The sequence below is a fragment of the Pseudomonas sp. A-RE-19 genome, from assembly GCF_019956555.1.
Classification (GTDB): domain Bacteria; phylum Pseudomonadota; class Gammaproteobacteria; order Pseudomonadales; family Pseudomonadaceae; genus Aquipseudomonas.
In genome coordinates this window covers 1-18110 of record NZ_JAHBDQ010000070.1, presented here as the reverse complement: position 1 = coordinate 18110, position 18110 = coordinate 1, and the positions used below count along the sequence as shown (strand labels likewise).

The 18110-nt window shown below is 61.7% G+C and carries 18 protein-coding genes; 13 read left to right on the top strand and 5 right to left on the bottom strand.

The features are described from left to right. Positions 1–8: 8 nt before the first annotated feature. Entirely contained in the window at positions 9–1208 is a 1200-nt protein-coding gene (locus KGB14_RS25540) for an MFS transporter (protein WP_223489814.1), read from the top strand. 135 nt (positions 1209–1343) lie between these two features. On the opposite strand, the gene KGB14_RS25535 is transcribed toward KGB14_RS25540, so the two are convergent. Both KGB14_RS25535 and KGB14_RS25530 read right to left on the bottom strand, forming a co-directional pair. Further along, complete coding sequence (locus KGB14_RS25535; protein ID WP_223489812.1) at positions 1344–1889, bottom strand: cytochrome b; 546 nt, start codon at positions 1887–1889, stop codon at positions 1344–1346. Then, positions 1886–2980 (bottom strand): catalase family peroxidase, encoded by a 1095-nt coding sequence (locus tag KGB14_RS25530; protein ID WP_223489810.1) that lies wholly within the window; start codon positions 2978–2980, stop codon positions 1886–1888. The genes KGB14_RS25535 and KGB14_RS25530 overlap by 4 nt, the downstream gene beginning before the upstream one ends. Positions 2981–3140: 160 nt before the next feature. Between KGB14_RS25530 and KGB14_RS25525 the strand changes: the two genes are divergently transcribed. Both KGB14_RS25525 and KGB14_RS25520 read left to right on the top strand, forming a co-directional pair. Further along, positions 3141–3647: an RNA polymerase sigma factor gene (locus KGB14_RS25525; RefSeq protein ID WP_223489807.1), complete on the top strand. Its 507-nt coding sequence runs from the start codon at positions 3141–3143 to the stop codon at positions 3645–3647. Continuing rightward, positions 3644–4396: an anti-sigma factor family protein gene (locus KGB14_RS25520; protein WP_223489805.1), complete on the top strand. Its 753-nt coding sequence runs from the start codon at positions 3644–3646 to the stop codon at positions 4394–4396. Before KGB14_RS25525 ends, KGB14_RS25520 begins: the two co-directional genes overlap by 4 nt. A 135-nt stretch (positions 4397–4531) precedes the next feature. Here the strand turns inward: KGB14_RS25520 and KGB14_RS25515 are convergent, their stop codons facing one another. Further along, complete coding sequence (locus tag KGB14_RS25515) at positions 4532–5368, bottom strand: IclR family transcriptional regulator (RefSeq protein ID WP_223489803.1); 837 nt, start codon at positions 5366–5368, stop codon at positions 4532–4534. A gap of 245 nt (positions 5369–5613) precedes the next feature. Here KGB14_RS25515 and KGB14_RS25510 point away from each other — a divergent pair, with 245 nt between their 5' ends. The 9 genes from KGB14_RS25510 to KGB14_RS25470 all read left to right on the top strand — a co-directional run bounded on the left by KGB14_RS25510 (position 5614) and on the right by KGB14_RS25470 (position 15385). Then, positions 5614–6639 carry an ABC transporter ATP-binding protein gene (locus KGB14_RS25510; protein WP_223489801.1) on the top strand — a complete coding sequence of 342 codons (1026 nt, stop codon included), beginning with the start codon at positions 5614–5616 and terminating at the stop codon, positions 6637–6639. Next, positions 6636–7514: an ABC transporter permease gene (locus KGB14_RS25505; RefSeq protein ID WP_223489799.1), complete on the top strand. Its 879-nt coding sequence runs from the start codon at positions 6636–6638 to the stop codon at positions 7512–7514. Before KGB14_RS25510 ends, KGB14_RS25505 begins: the two co-directional genes overlap by 4 nt. 6 nt (positions 7515–7520) lie before the next feature. Beyond that, a complete protein-coding gene (locus KGB14_RS25500; protein ID WP_223489797.1) occupies positions 7521–8315 on the top strand; it encodes an ABC transporter permease in 795 nt (264 codons plus the stop codon). Positions 8316–8322: 7 nt separating this feature from the next. Next, positions 8323–8613 carry a (2Fe-2S)-binding protein gene (locus KGB14_RS25495; RefSeq protein WP_218394397.1) on the top strand — a complete coding sequence of 97 codons (291 nt, stop codon included), beginning with the start codon at positions 8323–8325 and terminating at the stop codon, positions 8611–8613. 307 nt (positions 8614–8920) lie between these two features. Beyond that, positions 8921–10276: an NAD(P)/FAD-dependent oxidoreductase gene (locus KGB14_RS25490; protein ID WP_223489795.1), complete on the top strand. Its 1356-nt coding sequence runs from the start codon at positions 8921–8923 to the stop codon at positions 10274–10276. Further along, complete coding sequence (locus KGB14_RS25485; RefSeq protein WP_223489793.1) at positions 10273–11388, top strand: NAD(P)/FAD-dependent oxidoreductase; 1116 nt, start codon at positions 10273–10275, stop codon at positions 11386–11388. The genes KGB14_RS25490 and KGB14_RS25485 overlap by 4 nt, the downstream gene beginning before the upstream one ends. Before the next feature lie 17 nt (positions 11389–11405). After that, positions 11406–12467, top strand: coding sequence for an ABC transporter substrate-binding protein (locus tag KGB14_RS25480; RefSeq protein WP_223489791.1), 1062 nt, complete (start codon positions 11406–11408; stop codon positions 12465–12467). Between the two features lie 271 nt (positions 12468–12738). Beyond that, positions 12739–13869: a cell division protein ZapE gene (gene zapE, locus KGB14_RS25475; protein ID WP_223489789.1), complete on the top strand. Its 1131-nt coding sequence runs from the start codon at positions 12739–12741 to the stop codon at positions 13867–13869. 214 nt (positions 13870–14083) lie between these two features. Then, positions 14084–15385, top strand: coding sequence for a leucine-rich repeat-containing protein kinase family protein (locus tag KGB14_RS25470; protein ID WP_223489779.1), 1302 nt, complete (start codon positions 14084–14086; stop codon positions 15383–15385). A 130-nt stretch (positions 15386–15515) separates the two neighbouring features. On the opposite strand, the gene KGB14_RS25465 is transcribed toward KGB14_RS25470, so the two are convergent. Next, complete coding sequence (locus KGB14_RS25465; RefSeq protein WP_223489777.1) at positions 15516–16220, bottom strand: YebC/PmpR family DNA-binding transcriptional regulator; 705 nt, start codon at positions 16218–16220, stop codon at positions 15516–15518. 231 nt (positions 16221–16451) lie between these two features. Between KGB14_RS25465 and KGB14_RS25460 the strand changes: the two genes are divergently transcribed. Then, positions 16452–17876, top strand: a complete 1425-nt coding sequence (locus KGB14_RS25460; protein WP_223489775.1) for a type VI secretion system Vgr family protein — start codon at positions 16452–16454, stop codon at positions 17874–17876. Here KGB14_RS25460 and KGB14_RS25455 read toward each other — a convergent pair. Then, positions 17851–18110: hypothetical protein (locus tag KGB14_RS25455; protein ID WP_223489765.1), on the bottom strand; the 260-nt coding region annotated here is incomplete at its 5' end. The two genes, KGB14_RS25460 and KGB14_RS25455, sit on opposite strands and share 26 nt — an antisense overlap.

Genomic DNA, 18110 nt, shown 5'->3' with positions numbered 1-18110 from the left:
AGTCTGTGATGAAACCTGACCACCCGTTAAGCGGCACAGTGGTGCTGTTGTTTGCCATCGCCTGCGGCCTGGCCGTCGGCAATGTGTATTACGCGCAACCGCTACTCGACGCCATGGCAGAAGCCTTCGCCATGGACCCGGCAACCATCGGTATCGTTGTCACCCTTACCCAGATTGGTTATGGCGTGGGTCTGTTGTTGCTGGTTCCGCTAGGGGATCTGCTCAATCGCCGCCGGCTGATCGTCCTGCAAACCCTGCTGTCGGCGCTGGCCTTGTTGATGATTGCATTAGCGCCGAGCAGCACCTGGCTGTTGCTCGGCATGGCGCTGACCGGGTTATTGGCGGTCGTGACGCAAGTCCTGGTGGCCTACGCCGCGACTCTGGCCATCCCGGCGCAACGTGGACGTGTGGTGGGCGTGATCACCAGCGGCATTGTCGTCGGCATCCTGTTGGCACGAACGGTGGCGGGCGGCATGGCCGATCTGGCTGGTTGGCGTTCAATTTATCTGTTGTCCGCCGGGTTGACCCTGGTGATGGCACTGCTGTTGTTTCGCGTACTGCCCAAGCATGAAGATTCTCGACCGGACAGCGCTTACGGTGCATTGATCGGCTCGGTATTCACGTTGTTCAAGGAAGAACCTGTATTGCGTCAACGGGCCATGCTCGCCCTGCTGACCTTCGCCAGCGCCATGGTTCTGTGGACACCCTTGGTATTGCCGCTGAGTACCCCGCCGCTTTCACTTTCCCACACCGAAATCGGACTGTTCGGACTGGCCGGAGCTGCCGGCGCACTGGCCGCCGCTCGTGCCGGGCATCTGGCCGATCGCGGCCTGGGGCAATGGACCAGCGGACTGTCGTTATTGCTGATGCTCGCCTCATGGCTGCCCATCGCACTCACCCAATCCTCGCTGTGGGCCCTACTGCTTGGAGTGATCACGCTGGATCTGGGCTTACAAGCCGTTCACGTTACCAGTCAGAGCATGATCTACAGCGTGCGCCCCGAAGCACAGAGCCGACTCACCGCCGGCTACATGCTGTTCTATTCGATCGGCAGCGCCTTGGGCTCTATCGGTTCGACGACGATGTATGCCTGGGCCGGATGGCTTGGAGTGTGCCTGTTGGGAGCGGGGATCAATGCCGTGGCGTTGATTTATTGGTGGATGACGTTGGCCACAAAGGACCAACCTATGGAAGCAGCTTCACGCTGACGCGTAGGAGCTGCCGCAGGCTGCGATCTTTTGATCTTAGAAATCGAAGGTGTCCCCAAGATCAAAAGATCGCAGCCTGCGGCAGCTCCTACATTGACCGCGTACATCCACAGTATTTAGCTGCGGCTGCTAGGATCAGCCGCGATCCTTACCTCGCAGCATGCTGTTCAGCACATCATCACGACGCACCCAGCCGTGAAACAACGCCGCCGCCAAGTGCAGCAGCACGGTTAGAAACAGCAGATACGCCAAATACCCATGCGCCTTGCGCAGGAACGCAAACACCTGCGCATTGGCCGGCAGGATCGACGGCAACTGCAGCGAATTACTGAGCATCACCGGGTCGCCGGCCGCCGAAATCATTGCCCAGCCCAGCAGCGGCAAAATCAGCATCAAGGCATACAGCAAAACATGTGAGGCCTTCGCCGCGAGCACTTGCCACCCCGGCAGGTCTGCCGGCAGCGGTGGTTGCCGGGTCGAGAAACGCACGGCCAGACGCACGACTACCAACAGTAGAATCGCAACGCCCAAAGGTTTGTGCAGGTGGATCAGCCACTCATGTCGCTCGGACACTGAGGCCACCATGCCCGCGCCAATAAACAGCATCGCGATGATCATCAGCGCCATCAGCCAGTGCAGCAGTCGCGCCAATGGCGCGAAATGGTTCGATTGAGCACTCATTGTTGAGACTCCTGTTTGGCGTTGGGCAACTGCTTCACTTCGCTGGTGCGGCGCAGGTAGGAACGGGCGTAACCCGCTGAGCGAGCGGCGAGCAGCGGGTCGTCGGAGCCTTCGATACCACTGGGCAATACCAGTGGGTCGTAGTTGATGTCACGGCACTCGCCATTGAGTTGCGGCTGGGTACTTTCGAGCACCAGAGTGCCGGCGTTCAGCACTTTGCGGCCGTCGGGCCATGCCTTGCTCGCGTCGTTGACCGGATCCCCAGGGTTCGCCAGGGTGATGTTCAACTGCCAACGCAGCGGGCCGGCGGACAAGCGCTGCACCAGATCTTTCTCAAGGAAATCACCGCCCTCGGGGGCCGTTGCGCCTGCCGCGTCCTGAGCGACCGGCACCATGCTCCAGCGCACCGCCTGCCGCTGCCCGGCCCCGTTGACGAGGTAAAACGCATTGACGCTGTTATAGGTTTCCGTCGCGTAACTGGCCGAAGGTTTGGCGGTCTTGATCCAGGCCAGAAACGGCGCGGCTTCCGGGTGAGAACCGAAAAACGCTGGCACAGCCGCAGGGTTCGGTTTGCCGGTAGCCGGGTCCGGTGATTGCGCCTGTTGCAGCTGATAGAACGCCTCCGGTGTGCCCACCGGGAACACCGGCATGCTGTTCATCCCGGTGCGCCATTGCTGACCGTTGGCCTGGGTGAAACGCAACGCCAGACTGCGGATCGGCACGCTGTTGTCCGGCGCGTAAGGGTTGCCGGCAGGCAGTGCGAAACGTCCGACCACCGGGGTCCGCGCTTCGCTGAACACCTGGGCACTGGAATACTCGCGCGCCTGGCTGCTGCTCTCGAAATGCCCGATCACGCACACGCCTTTGGCGTGATTGCGACGAAACCCCGGATGCACGCCGTTGTTTTTCTCCAGCACATTGATCAAGGCGTTCGGTGTCAGACGCTGTGGGTCGAGTGTGCCGTTGACGTAGGCAAAAGCCCCGGCCAGCGCGGCGACCACCAGGGCAATGCCGGTCAGGCGCAACGTCAGGCTCGCGGCACTCAGCGGTGGCCGGCCAGGCCCCGTTGGTGGTGATGAGCGATCTACCATGAATGACTCCAGGGCCATCGGCCACAAGTGAGAAGAATCAGGCAGACGACCCCCACCAGGGTTTATTCCATCGCCCGGTGTTTATTTTTTCAGGCGTGGAATAACCTCCAATGCCGGGCGTCTTCCTGAACACTCAAGCGTAGTGACTAGTCCGAACTTCATGAACGATATCGACGAACAACTCAGGGAAATCATTCCAAGGCTGCGGCGTTTCGCCGTATCGCTGACGCGCAACTCCAGCAGCGCCGACGATCTGGTGCAGGCCTGCCTCGAGCGCGCGCTGTCGAATTGGGACGGCAAACGTCCCGAGGGTGATTTGCGTGCCTGGCTGTTTTCGATTCTTTATCGACAGTTCCTCGACGCCCACCGCCGCTCCCGGCGTTATGCGCGGATGCTCGAATTCTTTACCGGCCGTGACGATGCGCAGCCTTCGGCAGAACGCACGGTGATCGCCCAATCGACCCTGCAAGCCTTCGATCAACTCAGCACCGAACAGCGCGCGCTGCTGCTCTGGGTATCGGTGGAAGGCTTGAGTTATAAGGAGGTCGCCGAGATTCTCGACGTCCCCACCGGTACCGTGATGTCACGCCTGTCCCGCGCACGCCAGGCCTTGCGCCAGCTCAGCGACGGCGAAATCACCCGCCCTTCCCTGCGGAGACTCAAATGATCAGCATGCCTCCCAGTGAGCGTGACCTGCATGCCTACGTCGATCACCAACTCAGCGATGCCGACCGACATCGGGTGGAGACTTATCTGGCCGGCAACGTTGAAATGGCCGCGCAAGTACGCGCCTGGCAGCACGATGCCCAACAATTGCGCGCGGCCCTGAACGGCGCCTTGCAGCAACCGGCTAACCCGGAACTCGACCCGGCGCTGATTCGCCAGCGCCTCAAACGCCAGTCCCGTCGTCATCTGGCCAGCGCCGCGGTGTTGCTGATCGCGCTCAGCGTCGGCGGGTTGGGCGGTTGGCAGGCCCGGCAAATGACCCTGGTCAGCGCCCCGCTGCCAATGACCGATGCGATGCAGGCCTACCGGCTGATTGCCCAGCAAGGCATCCTGCCGGCGGATTACACAGTCAGCGATGACGGCGACATGCAGGGCTGGCTCGATCGGTATTTCAACCAGGCCCAACGCCTGCCGAACCTGACCGCTGCCGGGTACACACCCATCAGCGGGCGGCTGCTCAGCACCGAACAAGGGCCAGCGGCGATGGTGGTGTACGAGGATCAGAACGGCCATAAAGTCAGCTTCTACGTCCGTCCACCCGGGCCGAAAAACACCCTGCTGCCTCGCGGTAGTCGCAGTGATGGCGAGTTGCAGGCTGAGTACTGGTCGGGGGCCGGGTACAACTACGCGATGGTCAGCCTGAGTGACACGCCGGCGGCGCAGATGCTCAAGCAGACGTTGAAGTTCTGATCACCATCATTCCCCTGTGGGGGCGAGCCTGCTCGCGATGAGGCCGGTACATTCAACATTTAATGTCGACTGATACATCGCTATCGCGAGCAGGCTCGCTCCCACATTGGGTCGGCGGAGGCTTGGAGATTGCAGTCACCCCTGCCCGAAGACCTGCGAAGGCCTTCGCAACAGCGGATCAAACGGATTGATCCGCGGCCCGATCAGCGCGGCTTCGCGCTTGAGCATTTCCACCACGGTCGGCAAACGATCCGGCCCCAGGCGATCGCTGACCGTGGCCACACTCAGCGCCGCCACTGCCCGGCCTTCACGGTCGAGGATCGGCACCGCCACCCCGGCCATGCCTTGCAACACGCCGGTGTTGCGCCCGGCGTAACCGAGGGTGCGCACATTGTCGACTTCCGAGCGCAGGAACACCTCGTCATACAGGTGAAAATCCTTGAGCCGCGGCAAGTTGTAATGAATCACCGTGTCGCGCTCCTCTTGCGGCAGAAACGCCAGAATCGCCAGACTGCCCTGCCCCACACCGAGCGCCACCCGCCCGCCAATGTCACCGGTAAACGTGCGGATCGGGAACGGCCCTTCACTGCGGTCCAGACAGATCGCATCGAAGCCGCTGCGCGCCAGTAAAAACAACGAATCCCCCAACGAAGCCGACAGCCGCAGCAATGCCGGCCGCGCCAGTTCGCGCAAATTGCCCGTGTTGCCAGCGCGGGCCGCCAGCGCAAAAAACTCCAGGCTCAGGCGATAGCGTTTGCTGCGCGCGTCCTGCTCGACCATGCCCTCGTCCATCAGGCTGCGCAGCAAGCGGTGGGTGGTCGGTTGCGACAAACCGATGCGTTGGGCCAGTTGCGTCACGCGCTCTCCACCTTCGACGGTGTCCCCCAGACTGCGCAGTACCGCAAATAGCCTTGAGACGGCACCGACGCCGACTTCATTTTTATTTTCATTCCGCTCAATGGAATCAGGCATGTGATTTCTCGACGATAAATTTACTCACTGAATGAAACTGAAAATAGTCATCGCTTCAGTGAAATAGGTCATTGAGCCCATCCTATTCTTCGTCCTACTCTGCGTCCATACAGGGGCGATTCGAACAACAGCGGCAGCCGACAGAAGTCGAGCGCCAACGCACCCCGGCAACATCCTTTTCGTATCTGCCCATACAAAAAAGCGCGCCTTTGGCGACGCATAACAATCTCAGGTGGAGCGCAGTCATGGCCTTCGTGCAACTTGAAAACCTCGGCAAACGTTACGGCGAAATCGACGCGGTCGTCGCCACCAACCTGTCGGTGGAGAAAGGCGAGTTCGTCTCCTTGCTCGGCCCCTCCGGCTGCGGCAAAACCACCACCCTGCAAATGATCGCCGGCTTCGTCGAAGTCAGCAGCGGGCGCATTGTGCTGGACGGTCGCGACATCACCCACGCCAAACCTGCCAGTCGCGGTCTGGGCGTGGTGTTCCAGAGTTACGCGTTGTTCCCGCACATGACCGTGCAAGACAACGTCGCCTTCGGCCTGCGCATGCGCAAAGTACCCAACGCAGCGTTACAGCTGCGAGTGGATCGGGTGCTGAAACTGGTGCGCTTACACCTGCACGCCGAGCGTTATCCACGGGAGCTTTCCGGCGGTCAGCGCCAACGGGTTGCGCTGGCCCGGGCATTGGTGATCGAACCGCCGGTGTTGCTGCTCGACGAACCGCTGTCCAACCTCGACGCCAATTTGCGTGAAGAGATGCAGTTCGAAATCCGCCGCATCCAGCGCGAAGTCGGCATCACCACGCTGATGGTCACCCACGACCAGTCCGAAGCGCTGTCGATCAGCGACCGGGTGGTAGTGATGCAGGCCGGGCGCATCACCCAGATCGACGCGCCCTACACCCTCTACGAACACCCGCGCACCGAATTCATTTCCGGCTTCGTCGGCAAGGCCAACCTGCTGCCCGGTGAGCGGGACAGCGCTGGTGTCGTGCAGGTCTGCCATCGTGGCGACGGCGAACTGACCCTGAGCCTGCGTCCGGAAAAAATCGATTTGCTGGATAAAGGTCTGGGTCGACTGCAAGGCAAGATCGCCAGCCGCTTCTTCCTCGGCAGCCAATGGCTGTACGGCGTATCGACATCGTTGGGCGAACTCTGCGTGGTACGTCGTAACGACGGCTCGGCCCCCTTGATCGAAGGCACGGCGGTCGGGCTCGACTGGGACGCGGCGCTGTTGCGGGTGCTGAGTGTCGACGAGGTGTCGGCATGAGTACGCTTGTCGCCATTCGCCACGGACACCAAGGACGCCAGGGTTATTGGCTGTCAGCACCGGCCCTGGCCTTGTACCTCGGTTTACTGGTCATCCCGTTGGGCCTGACGCTGGTGCTGTCGTTCAACGTCTTCGATTACAGCTCGGGGATCAACAGCGACGCCTACACCCTCGTCCATTACAGCAGCCTGCTGGGTGACCCGTACTTCTACGAAATCTTTCTGCGCACGTTCTGGATCAGCGCCCTGACCACCCTGCTCTGCGTGGTGATCGGCGTGCCCGAGGCCTACATCCTCAGCCGCATGGGCGCGCCGTGGCGCTCGATTTTCCTGATTCTGATCCTCACGCCGTTGCTGATTTCGGTGGTGGTGCGCGCCTTTGGCTGGAGCCTGTTGCTCGGTGCCGACGGCCTGGTCAACCAGACGCTGCGAGCCTTCGGTGGTTCGCCGATGAAGCTGCTTTACACGCCGTTCGCGGTGGTGATCGCGCTGGTTCACGTAATGCTGCCGTTCATGATCATTCCGGTCTGGACCTCGCTGCAAAAACTCGACCCCGCCGCCGAACAGGCTGCGCTGTCACTGGGCGCCAGCCACCTCACGGTGATGCGCAAAGTGGTGCTGCCGCAAATCATGCCCGGTGTGCTGTCCGGCACCTTGATCGTGTTCGGCCTCGCGGCCAGTTCATTTGCCATTCCCGGATTGCTCGGCGGACGCCGGATAAAGATGGTCGCCACGCTGATCTACGACCAGTACCTGTCGGAACTCAACTGGCCGATGGGCGCCGCGATTGCCGTCGCCCTGCTGTTGCTCAACCTGCTGATCATGCTGTCGTGGAACCGGATGATCGAAGGCCGCTACAAGAAGTCATTGGGATAATTCGTCATGTCCAGAAACGGTCCTTTCGCCCTGCTGTTCCATACCCTGGTGGTGCTGTTCATGCTCGCCCCGCTGGTGGTGGTTTGCCTCGTCGCCTTCACCCCGGAAAACACCCTGAGCCTGCCGACCACGGAGTTCTCCCTGCGCTGGTTCCGCGCAGTGTTCGAACGCGCGGACTTTGTCGATGCGTTCTACAACAGCCTGATCCTGGCGTTCTGCGCCGCCACCCTGGCGACGCTGATTGCGGTGCCGGCAGCCCTGGCGATCACGCGCTTCGAATTCCCCGGACGGGACTTTTTCAACGGTCTGTTCCTGTCGCCGATCATCATTCCGCACCTGGTGTTGGGGGTGGCGTTGCTGCGCCTGTTCGCGCTGATGGGCGTCAACGGCAGCTTCACCTGGCTGATCTTCGCCCATGTGCTGGTGATCACGCCGTACGTGCTGCGACTGGTGTTGGCCTCGGCCATTGGCCTGGACCGCAGCGCCGAACATGCCGCGCAATCCCTGGGCGCCGGACGCTTCACGCTGTTCCGGCAAATCACCTTGCCGATGATTTTGCCGGGGGTCGCCGGTGGCTGGCTGTTGGCGTTCATCAACAGTTTCGATGAGGTCACGTTGTCGATCTTCGTCACCTCGCCGGCCACCCAAACGTTGCCGGTGCGCATGTACGTGTACGCCACCGAATCCATCGATCCGATGATGGCGGCGGTGTCGGCCCTGGTGATCGCGCTGACCGCGCTGACGATGATTCTGCTTGATCGGGTCTATGGCCTGGATCGGGTTCTGGTGGGTAAACAATGAGGGCGCCATGGCTCTGCTGAAACGACTGGCCGAAGGCGACCGCCCGGCCCTGGACTTTACCCTCGACGGCAAGCCTGCCCGTGGCCTGCTCGGCGACACCTTGCTGACGGCCGTGCTGACCTGCAGCGAACACCTGCGCGGCAGCGACTTCAGCGCCGAACCCCGCGCCGGTTTCTGCCTGATGGGCGCCTGCCAGGACTGCTGGGTGCGCCTGGGCGATGGCCGCCGGGTGCGGGCCTGTTCGACGTTGCTTGAAGCGGGGCAACACATCAGCCGCGAACCGGGGCGATCCCTGTGAACTTTTTTTCTACCTGCACAACCGAGCTCCCCTGTGGGAGCGAGCCTGCTCGCGATAGCGGATTGTCAGCCAGCACCGATGTTGAATGTACCCCCGTCATCGCGAGCAGGCTCGCTCCCACAGGGGTTCCGTGCAAATCACAAAACAGGTGGGCAACACCAATCAACTGTGGGAGCGGGCTTGCTCGCGAAAGCGGACTGTCTGCCAGCATCAATGTTGAATGTACCCCCGTCATCGCGAGCAGGCTCGCTCCCACAGGGGTTCAGCGGCGGTCACAAATAATCTGGGCAACGCCAACGAGGTGGGTATGAAGTCTGTAGTCATCATCGGCGCAGGCCCCGCTGGAATCCGTGCGGCGCAAACCCTCGTTGCCCACGGCGTGCGCCCGGTGCTGCTGGATGAAGCCGCACGCGGTGGCGGGCAGATTTATCGGCGTCAGCCGGCCAACTTCAAGCGTTCGTCGGTCAAGTTGTATGGCTTCGAAGCCGCCAGGGCCAACGCGCTGCATCAAACAATTGACGGGCTGCGAGAACAACTCGATTACCGCCCCGACACACTGGTGTGGAACGCCGAGGCCGGCGCGCTCGACACCTTGCATGAAGGCCGCGTTATGCGCGTGGAGTTCTCGCGCGTGATCGTCGCCACGGGCGCCACCGACCGGATTCTGCCGGTGCCGGGCTGGACGTTGCCCGGGGTCTACAGCCTTGGCGCAGCGCAGATCGCCTTGAAGTTTCAAGGCTGTGCCATCGGTGAACGCGTGGTGTTCGCCGGCAGCGGACCGTTGCTTTACCTGGTGGCCTATCAATACGCCAAGGCCGGGGCAAACGTGGTCGCGGTGCTCGACAGCTCGCCCTTCAGCGCTCAAGCCCGCGCCCTGCCCGGCCTGCTGTCGCAACCCTCCACGCTGGCCAAAGGCATTTATTACCGCGCCTGGCTGACCGCCCACGGCATCCCGGTGCACCAGGACGCTACCTTGAAACGCATCAATGGCGAACAGCGCGTGCAATCGCTGAACTGGCGCAACGCAAAAGGCGAACATCGAATCGACTGTGACGCCGTGGCCTTCGCCCATGGTCTGCGCAGCGAAACCCAACTCGCCGATCTGCTGGGTTGTGAATTCATCTGGAACCCGCTCAACCGCGCCTGGTTGCCGCAGCGCGACAGCGTCGGTCGCAGCAGTGTCGCCGAGGTGTACCTGGCCGGTGACGGCGCCGGCATCATGGGCGCCGACGCGGCGGAAATGGCCGGTGAACGGGCCGCTCTGGCACTGCTCGAAGACATCGGTTACCTGATGGCACCGCAACGCGCCATCCAGCTGGAACAGTCGCTTCAAACTATCGGCAGGTTCCGCCAAGGCCTTGAACGCGCCTTTATCTTTCCCGAAAGCTGGGCCGCCGACGCTGCGGATGACCTGATGATTTGCCGCTGCGAGGAAGTACGCGCCGGCGACATCCGCCAGGTCGTGCGCGAAGGCCATTGGGAGATCAACCGGGTCAAGGCCCATTGCCGGGTCGGCATGGGTCGCTGTCAGGGACGAATGTGCGGTGCCGCAGCAGCAGAAATCATTGCCTGCGAAAGCCAGCGCCCCGTGTCCGACATCGGCCGATTGCGGGCTCAAGCACCGATCAAACCCTTGCCGTTCGGTCTGGAGGTCGAGCCATGATCGAGGTTGATGCAATCATCATTGGCGGTGGCATTGTCGGGGCCTCCGCCGCCCTGTTTCTGAGCAAGGCTGGCCGGCGCGTTGCATTACTGGAGCGGGATTTTTGCGGCTCGCATTCCAGCGGCGTGAACTACGGCGGCGTGCGTCGTCAGGGCCGGCCACTGTCGCAATTGCCGCTGTCGCAACGGGCTCATGAGATCTGGGGCCAGCTGCCGCAGTTGATCGGCATCGACGGCGAGTACCAGCGCAGCGGCCATCTGAAACTTGCCCGCAGTCTCAACGACCTGCACGCCTTGCAGGACTACGCCGACAGCAGCCAGGGGTTCGGCCTCGATTTGCAGGTGCTTGATCGCGATGAAGTGCGCGCACGTTTTCCGTGGGTCGGTGAGGTGGCGGTCGGCGCCTCGTTGTGCCCGGACGACGGCCACGCCAACCCGCGCCTGGTGTCCCCCGCCTTCGCGCAGGCGGCGCGTCGGCACGGTGCACAAATCCATGAACAATGCGCAGTGACAGCGGTGGAGCACGACGGTCAGCGCTTTCGCGTCAGCACTCAATCCGGCGTCGAAGTGCAGGCTCCCTGGCTGCTGAACTGCGCCGGCGCCTGGGCCGGAAAGCTCGCCGCGCAGTTCGGTGAAGCGGTGCCGATGCACGCCGGGCACCCGGCGATGTTGGTCACTGAGCCGTTGCCACTGGTGATGAATGCCAGCACCGGTGTCGAGGGCGGCGGCATCTATGCCCGTCAGGTCGCTCGCGGCAACTGCGTGTTGGGTGGCGGCCAGGGCTTCGCCCTCGACGGTGCCCGCGCCAGGCCTGGTCAAAACGCAGTCATCGAGATTCTGCGTCAGGCCGTCGAGCTCTACCCGTTTCTGGAAGGCGCCCAGGCGATTCGCACCTGGAGCGGCACCGAAGGTTATCTGCCCGATCGCCAACCGGTGATCGGCCACAGCAGCACTCAACCCGGTCTGTTGCACGCGTTCGGCTTTGCCGGCGCGGGCTTTCAGATCGGGCCTGCGGTAGGCCAGGCGCTCACCGAGATCATCTGTAGCGGCGCGTCAAAGACGCCGCTGGATGCGTTTTCCATCACCCGGTTTCACTCCATCTCCGTAGCTTGATAGAGGAAGGTCGCACCATGAATCATTTCAAACGCAGTGCACTGCTCGGTTTCTCTTGGCTAAGTTTTTCTTGCGTGGGCGCCCTGCTCACGGTCAGCCAGGCCCAGGCCGAACCGACGCTTTACCTGGGCATGAACGGCGGAACCATGGAGCGGCTCTACGCCGACAAGGTGCTGCCGGCTTTCGAGAAAGCCAATAACGTCAAAGTGGTGATCGTGCCGGGAACCTCCGCCGATATTCTGGCCAAGGTCCAGGCCAGCAAAGGCAACCCGCAGATGCACGTGATGTTCCTCGACGACGGCATCATGTACCGCGCCATCGCCATGGGTTTGTGCGACAAACTCGAAGACAGCCCGACCCTGGCGCAGATTCCGGCCAAGGGCCGTATCAAGGATCAAGCGGTGGCGGTCAGCCTTGGGGTCACAGGGCTGGCGTACAACACGCGACTGTTCAAGGAAAAAGGCTGGAACGCGCCGACCTCCTGGATGGACATGGCCGACCCGCGCTTCAAGGACAAACTGGTGTTCCAGTCGATGGCCTCCTCGACCTTCGGCCTGCATGGTTTCCTGATGTTCAACCGGATTCAGGGCGGCAGCGAAACCGATGTCGAACCAGGGTTCAAGGCCTGGCCGAACACCGTCGGACGCAATGTGCTGGAGTACATTCCGAGCTCGGCGAAGATTTCCGAAATGCTCCAGACCGACGAAGCGGCGCTGTTCCCGCTCACGCCGACCCAGGTCACCGCGCTGAAACTCAAGGGCATGCCGGTGGAATATGCGCAGCCGAAGGAAGGCGCCGTGGTGCTCAACGTTGCCGAATGCGCCATCGCCAACAACACCCAACCGGCACTGGCGCAAAAACTCGCCGCCTTCCTGCTGACGCCCGAAGCGCAAGCCGCCGCGCTTGAAGACGGCGATCAGATTCCGTCCAACCCGAATACGCCAACCACCGACAAGACCCGCGGTCAGGTCGAGGCGATGAAGCAGTATCTGGCGACCGCGATCGCCATCGATTGGGATCAGGTCAACGAACAGCGGCCGGCGTGGAATGACCGGTGGAATCGCAGCATCGAGCGCTAGCCTCGAAGATCAAAGGATCGCATGTGGCAGCTCCTGCCTGTGGCGCGGAGTGAGCGACGAAAATCCTGTAGGAGCGAGGCTTGCCCGCGAAGAACGATGACGCGTAATACCTGTAAAACCGCAGTGCATTCTTCGCGGGCAAGCCTCGCTCCTACAGGTCTTAGGGACACAGGAGTTTCATCGACACCAGTGGAAGGCAAATTCCCCATTTGGTTACACTACGCCGCCGCGGCTCAGGGAGCCGGCCTGAAGATTATGGGGTGACACCACAGTGGCCGCTCGACCGCCCAACCGTCCGCGACTCACGCCACGCTGGCCCGCGCTACGCCGTTTCTTCGGCACGGCATTCGCGGCCCCGGCCAGTGGCAGCGCGCAGGGTCGGGTGATTCATGACTACTTTCGCCATAAGGCCCATGCCCTGGGCTACACCCTCAGCCACAGTCAGCAGCGAGTGATCGACTGTATGGCGCAGCACGCGTCGGCGCTGCTGGGCACATCGGCGCCAACACGCCCCGGTCTTTATCTTTATGGTGCAGTCGGGCGCGGCAAGAGCTGGTTGCTCGACGGTTTTTTCCAGGCCATCCCGCTCGAGGAAAAACAGCGCCTGCACTTCCATGAGTTTTTTGCTCGACTGCACCAAGGCATGTTCAGCCATCGCGATCAGCCCGACCCACTGGCGACCACCCTTAACGAACTGCTGCAAGATTGCCGGGTGCTGTGTTTCGATGAATTCCACGTGCATGACATCGGCGATGCGATGCTCATCACGCAGCTGTTCAAGGCGCTGTTTCAGCGCGGTATTGTGCTGCTGGTGACCTCCAATTACCCACCGGAAGGTCTGCTGCCCAACCCGCTCTACCACGCACGTTTCAAACCGGTGATCGACTTGATCAACGCGCACATGCAGGTCATGGAAGTCGGCGGCCCCCATGATTACCGCGGCCAGGTGAAAACCCACGCCCAGCAGTTGTTCACCCAGGGCCAGTATGTCTGGCCAGCCACGGTGGCGCAGCGTCAGGCATTGAGTCTGCCTGAACACGACGCGCCGGCCATCCCGTTGCCCGTCGGGACACGCCACCTTCAAGCCCGATACTGCGCGGGGCGAACCATCGGTTTCACCTTCGGCGACCTGTGCGAATATCCCACAGCGGTCATGGATTATCTGGAACTGTGCCGGCGGTTCGACCGCTGGATCATCGACAAACTGCCCAGCCTGGCGGACTGTTCGATCGCTGCTCAACAGCGCTTCATCAACCTGATCGACGTCCTGTATGACCAGGACAAGCACCTGATTCTGCTCGGCCAACAGGCATTGCGCGAAAGCCTGGGTGGCGATGCCATCGACCTGGCGCGGACGCGCAGTCGGTTGGGGCAGTTGGTGGAGGTCAGGGATCTGGCTTGACCGCAGGGTTTGTGGTGCGGCACCGGCCTCATCGCGAGCAGGCTCGCTCCCACATTGGATGTCCAGTGGCTACAAAATCCGCGAACAATGGCGGTCCAGTGTGGGAGCGAGCCTGCTCGCGATGAGGCCCTGACAAGCACCACAACATTCCCGCTATCATGTCGCCCATTTCCAGGCCCCCACGCCCTCCTCCTGATCAATAGCGAACCTGCCCATGGATACCCTCGCACAACTACGCACCGGCCAACTGTCGGGCATCTCCCGTCTGGATCTGGCCTGCGGCCTGACCGAGTTCCCCCGGGAAATCTTCGACCTGGCGGACTCGCTGGAAGTGCTCAACCTCAGCGGCAACGCCTTACGCAGCCTGCCGGACGACCTGCACCGCCTGACCCGTTTGCGCGTGCTGTTCTGCTCGGACAACCTGTTCACCGAACTGCCCGCCTGCCTCGGCCAGTGCACGGCGCTGACGATGATCGGCTTCAAGGCCAACGCCATCGAAAAGGTGCCGGCCGCCGCCCTGCCCCCGCTGTTGCGCTGGCTGATCCTCACCGACAACCGCATCACCGATCTGCCGAGCGAACTGGGTGATAGACCGCACCTGCAAAAACTCATGCTCGCCGGCAACCGGTTACAGCGTTTGCCCGAAAGCCTGAGCCGCTGCCATCGACTCGAACTGATCCGCATCGCCGCCAATCAGCTCACCGAGCTTCCCGAGTGGCTGCTGACCCTGCCGAGCCTGACCTGGCTGGCGTACGCCGGTAACCCGCTGGAAACCGAAGCCGATGCGGCGGCCCTCGACGCCACGGCGAGCATTCCCTGGTCCGAGCTGAATCTGGAGAAAAAACTCGGCGAAGGTGCGTCGGGGATTATTCATCAGGCGTTGTGGGAGCAAACGAAACGGGTCGCGGTAAAACTCTACAAAGGCGAAATGACCAGCGATGGCTCGCCGTTGCACGAAATGAACGCCTGCATCACCGCCGGCCTCCACCCCAACCTGATCCGGGTCGAAGGGCGCATCGTCGGCCATCCGCAGGCGCAGGCCGGGCTGGTGATGCAACTGATCGATCCGAGTTACCGCAACCTGGCCGCGCTGCCGAGCCTGGCGTCCTGCACCCGCGACGTCTACACCGACGACACCCGGTTCAGCGCTGGCGTGGCACTGCGCATCGCCAGTGGCATTGCTTCAGTGGCTGAACATTTGCACCGCCAAGGCATCACTCACGGTGACCTCTATGGTCACAACATTCTCTGGAACGAGGACGGTGATTGCCTGTTGGGAGACTTTGGGGCGGCATCCTTCCATGCCACTTCGGACAACCTTGAAAGCCGCGCGCTGCAACGGATCGAGGTGCGGGCGTTTGGTGTTTTGCTGGGGGAATTGCTGGAGCGCATCGACTCGGGGCTGAGCGATGCAGGGCGTGAGTCGTTAGTGGCATTGCAGCAGCGCTGTTGTCAGCCGCAGGTGCTGGCGCGGCCGGGTTTCAGCGAGGTTGTGCGGGAATTGAAGGGACGGTGACCGCTATGCGGTCAATCGCGAGCAGGCTCGCTCCCACAATTGATCTGTGGCGTTCACAAATCTCCTGTGGGAGCGAGCCTGCTCGCGATGACGGCCTGTCAGGTAACAGAACCATCAATGACAGCCAGACTTAACCCGCCAACCCGACAAACATGTCCTGCACGTCATCATGGTTATCGAGGCCTTCGAGGAACGCTTCGACTTCCGCCATCTGCTCGTCGCTCAAACCAGTGACCGGGTTTTTCGGCTGGTAACCCAACTTGGCCGACAACACGGTGAAACCCTGCTCCGGCAGTGCTTTTTGTACCGCGTCCAGGTCCGCCGGTTCGGTCAGGAACAACGTCGCGCCGTCTTCACCCGGCTCGAAATCCTGAGCACCGGCTTCGATCGCAGCCATTTCCGGGTCGGCGTCAGGGCTGTCCGGGGACGCCTCGATCATGCCGACGTGGTTAAAATCCCAGGCCACCGAACCGGAAGCGCCCAATTGGCCCTTGCGAAACGCGACGCGGATTTCAGCGACGGTGCGGTTGATGTTGTCTGTCACGCATTCAACGATCAGCGGCACCTGATGCGGTGCGAACCCTTCATACGTCACGCGATGGTATTGCACGGTTTCGCCGAGCTGGCCGGAGCCTTTCTTGATCGCGCGTTCCAGGGTTTCGCGGGGCATCGAGGCTTTTTTCGCCTGTTCGACCACCAGACGCAGGTGTGCGTTGGTGGCGGTATCGGCACCGTTGCGGGCAGCGATGGTGATTTCTTTCACCAGTTTGCCGAAGATCTTGCCCTTGGCGTTGGCTGCCGCTTCTTTGTGTTTAACCTTCCACTGTGCGCCCATTACTCACTCTCTTGATCTGTGGCGCCGAGACATCTATTGGCCGACGCGTTGCGCAAGTTTATACGGCCTAAAGATGCCAATCGACCAAAAATTCCAAGAACTTCACCCCGTGACGTATCGACATCTTCACCAGCGTTTGTAGGGCGATTCTGAAAAGTCGATTTGCGGTGACGCTTCAGGGCTGTGGTTTCGTACCCTCTGCGCCCATCCTCCCTGGCAGAAGCGCGTTCGATGCACAACGACAAGGAAAGCCCCTTTACCCTGACACTCATCGACGGCGGGTTGAGCATGCAGGTGTTGCAGTTCAGTGGCCGTGAAGGCCTCAACCAGCCCTATCGATTCGACATCGAAGTGATCGGCCTCGCGCCGGCGATGAACCTCGATCAATGGCTACGGCAACCGGCATTCCTGAAGCTGGTGGATGACCAGGGCATTCACGGTGTGATCCACAGTGTCAGTCGTGAACATCGCGGCCCGCACCGGGTCGGCTACCGACTGGTGTTGGTACCTCACCTTCAAGTACTGGCGTGTCGCAGCCCGCGTCGGGTGTTTCATTGCCTCAGCGTGCCAATGATCATGCGTCAGTTGCTGGAGGAACATCGGCTGCCCGAGCATAGCTATCGCTTCAACCTGACAAGCGGGCGCTACCCGCTCCGGCCTTTTTGCATTCAATACGACGAAAGCGATCTGGCCTTCATGCAGCGGCTGTGTGAAGAAGAAGGCATTCACTATCACTTCGAACATCAGCGCGACGGGCATGTGCTGGTTCTGGCCGATGACAGCCTGAGTTTCCCGCAGGAGCCGCTGCTGACGCCGTTCCATGACAATGCATTCAATGCCCCGCTCTCGCCGGTGATCAGCGAACTGTTCCTGCGCCATGACTCGACCCCCACCTCTGCGCAATGGGATGCCAGAAACCGCGGCACGCCGATAAGCGGCGATGGAGCGGCCAATCATCCGCTCGCCAACACGGCCCCCGTGACGACACGCCACGCGCCCGAACAGCTTTATCGTGATCAGCTCGGCCGCCGCTTACTGGAGCGTCTGCGTTGCCAGCACCGACAGATCCACGGCCAAAGCAACCAGAGTGAGTTGCGCAGTGGACGGATTCTGCAAGTGGCGCAGCACCCGCTCTCGAGCTTCAACGATCAGTGGCTGCTCACCGAGATCCAGCACCAAGGGCAGCAGCCGTCGATTCTCACCGAGGAGAAGCCTGGCATTGCCCGGCGCTACAGCAATCGGTTCACCGCCATTCCCTGGTCAACGGCGTACAGGCCGGCGCTCAAACAGGCCAGGCCAAGTATCCCGGGCTATCAGAGCGCTCGGGTGCTGGGCCCCGTCGGGCAACCGGCGCCGCTCGATGATCAGGGCCGCATCCAGGTAAGGCTATGGCCGACGCCGGCGTTCGAGGCGGAAGAATCCGTCGGCCTCTGGCTACCGGTCGCCCTCGCCATGCCGGACAGTCGGATCGATCCGGCCAGGCTGCCCATGGCCGGCACCGACGTGCTGATCAGTTTTCTCGACAGCGACCCGGACCGGCCGGTGCTGTGTGCCGGCATGGGCCATCTCCAACCTTCCCGGCCAGCCCCCGAAACACACCGCGATGGCCGTCTGCTGCTTGATTGGCTGATCAACCGCTCGGATCCCATGCAGTGACGCCTTTGTCGATTACCGATTGCACACGGCGGGTGGTGGCGACATTTCTGGAGAGGGTTCGCGAGAATCCGGGTTGAACACACTGCCCACCGTAGGAGCTGCCGAAGCAGACTGTGTGAAAACGCAATATTAGCGGATCAAGCAAACGCCCCGACTTGTTCGGGGCGTTTGCTTTTGTGCGGGAAGCAGACGAAAAAAGGCTTTTCAGCCCATTAACGCCATCATTTTGGGGAC

Bases quoted from the DNA above. Each gene is read 5' to 3' on its own strand.
- KGB14_RS25540 (WP_223489814.1), top strand. From the start codon at position 9: ATGAAACCTGACCACCCGTTAAGCGGCACAGTGGTGCTGTTGTTTGCC.
- KGB14_RS25535 (WP_223489812.1), bottom strand. From the start codon at position 1,889: ATGAGTGCTCAATCGAACCATTTCGCGCCATTGGCGCGACTGCTGCAC.
- KGB14_RS25530 (WP_223489810.1), bottom strand. From the start codon at position 2,980: ATGGTAGATCGCTCATCACCACCAACGGGGCCTGGCCGGCCACCGCTG.
- KGB14_RS25525 (WP_223489807.1), top strand. From the start codon at position 3,141: ATGAACGATATCGACGAACAACTCAGGGAAATCATTCCAAGGCTGCGG.
- KGB14_RS25520 (WP_223489805.1), top strand. From the start codon at position 3,644: ATGATCAGCATGCCTCCCAGTGAGCGTGACCTGCATGCCTACGTCGAT.
- KGB14_RS25515 (WP_223489803.1), bottom strand. From the start codon at position 5,368: ATGCCTGATTCCATTGAGCGGAATGAAAATAAAAATGAAGTCGGCGTC.
- KGB14_RS25510 (WP_223489801.1), top strand. From the start codon at position 5,614: ATGGCCTTCGTGCAACTTGAAAACCTCGGCAAACGTTACGGCGAAATC.
- KGB14_RS25505 (WP_223489799.1), top strand. From the start codon at position 6,636: ATGAGTACGCTTGTCGCCATTCGCCACGGACACCAAGGACGCCAGGGT.
- KGB14_RS25500 (WP_223489797.1), top strand. From the start codon at position 7,521: ATGTCCAGAAACGGTCCTTTCGCCCTGCTGTTCCATACCCTGGTGGTG.
- KGB14_RS25495 (WP_218394397.1), top strand. From the start codon at position 8,323: ATGGCTCTGCTGAAACGACTGGCCGAAGGCGACCGCCCGGCCCTGGAC.
- KGB14_RS25490 (WP_223489795.1), top strand. From the start codon at position 8,921: ATGAAGTCTGTAGTCATCATCGGCGCAGGCCCCGCTGGAATCCGTGCG.
- KGB14_RS25485 (WP_223489793.1), top strand. From the start codon at position 10,273: ATGATCGAGGTTGATGCAATCATCATTGGCGGTGGCATTGTCGGGGCC.
- KGB14_RS25480 (WP_223489791.1), top strand. From the start codon at position 11,406: ATGAATCATTTCAAACGCAGTGCACTGCTCGGTTTCTCTTGGCTAAGT.
- KGB14_RS25470 (WP_223489779.1), top strand. From the start codon at position 14,084: ATGGATACCCTCGCACAACTACGCACCGGCCAACTGTCGGGCATCTCC.
- KGB14_RS25465 (WP_223489777.1), bottom strand. From the start codon at position 16,220: ATGGGCGCACAGTGGAAGGTTAAACACAAAGAAGCGGCAGCCAACGCC.
- KGB14_RS25460 (WP_223489775.1), top strand. From the start codon at position 16,452: ATGCACAACGACAAGGAAAGCCCCTTTACCCTGACACTCATCGACGGC.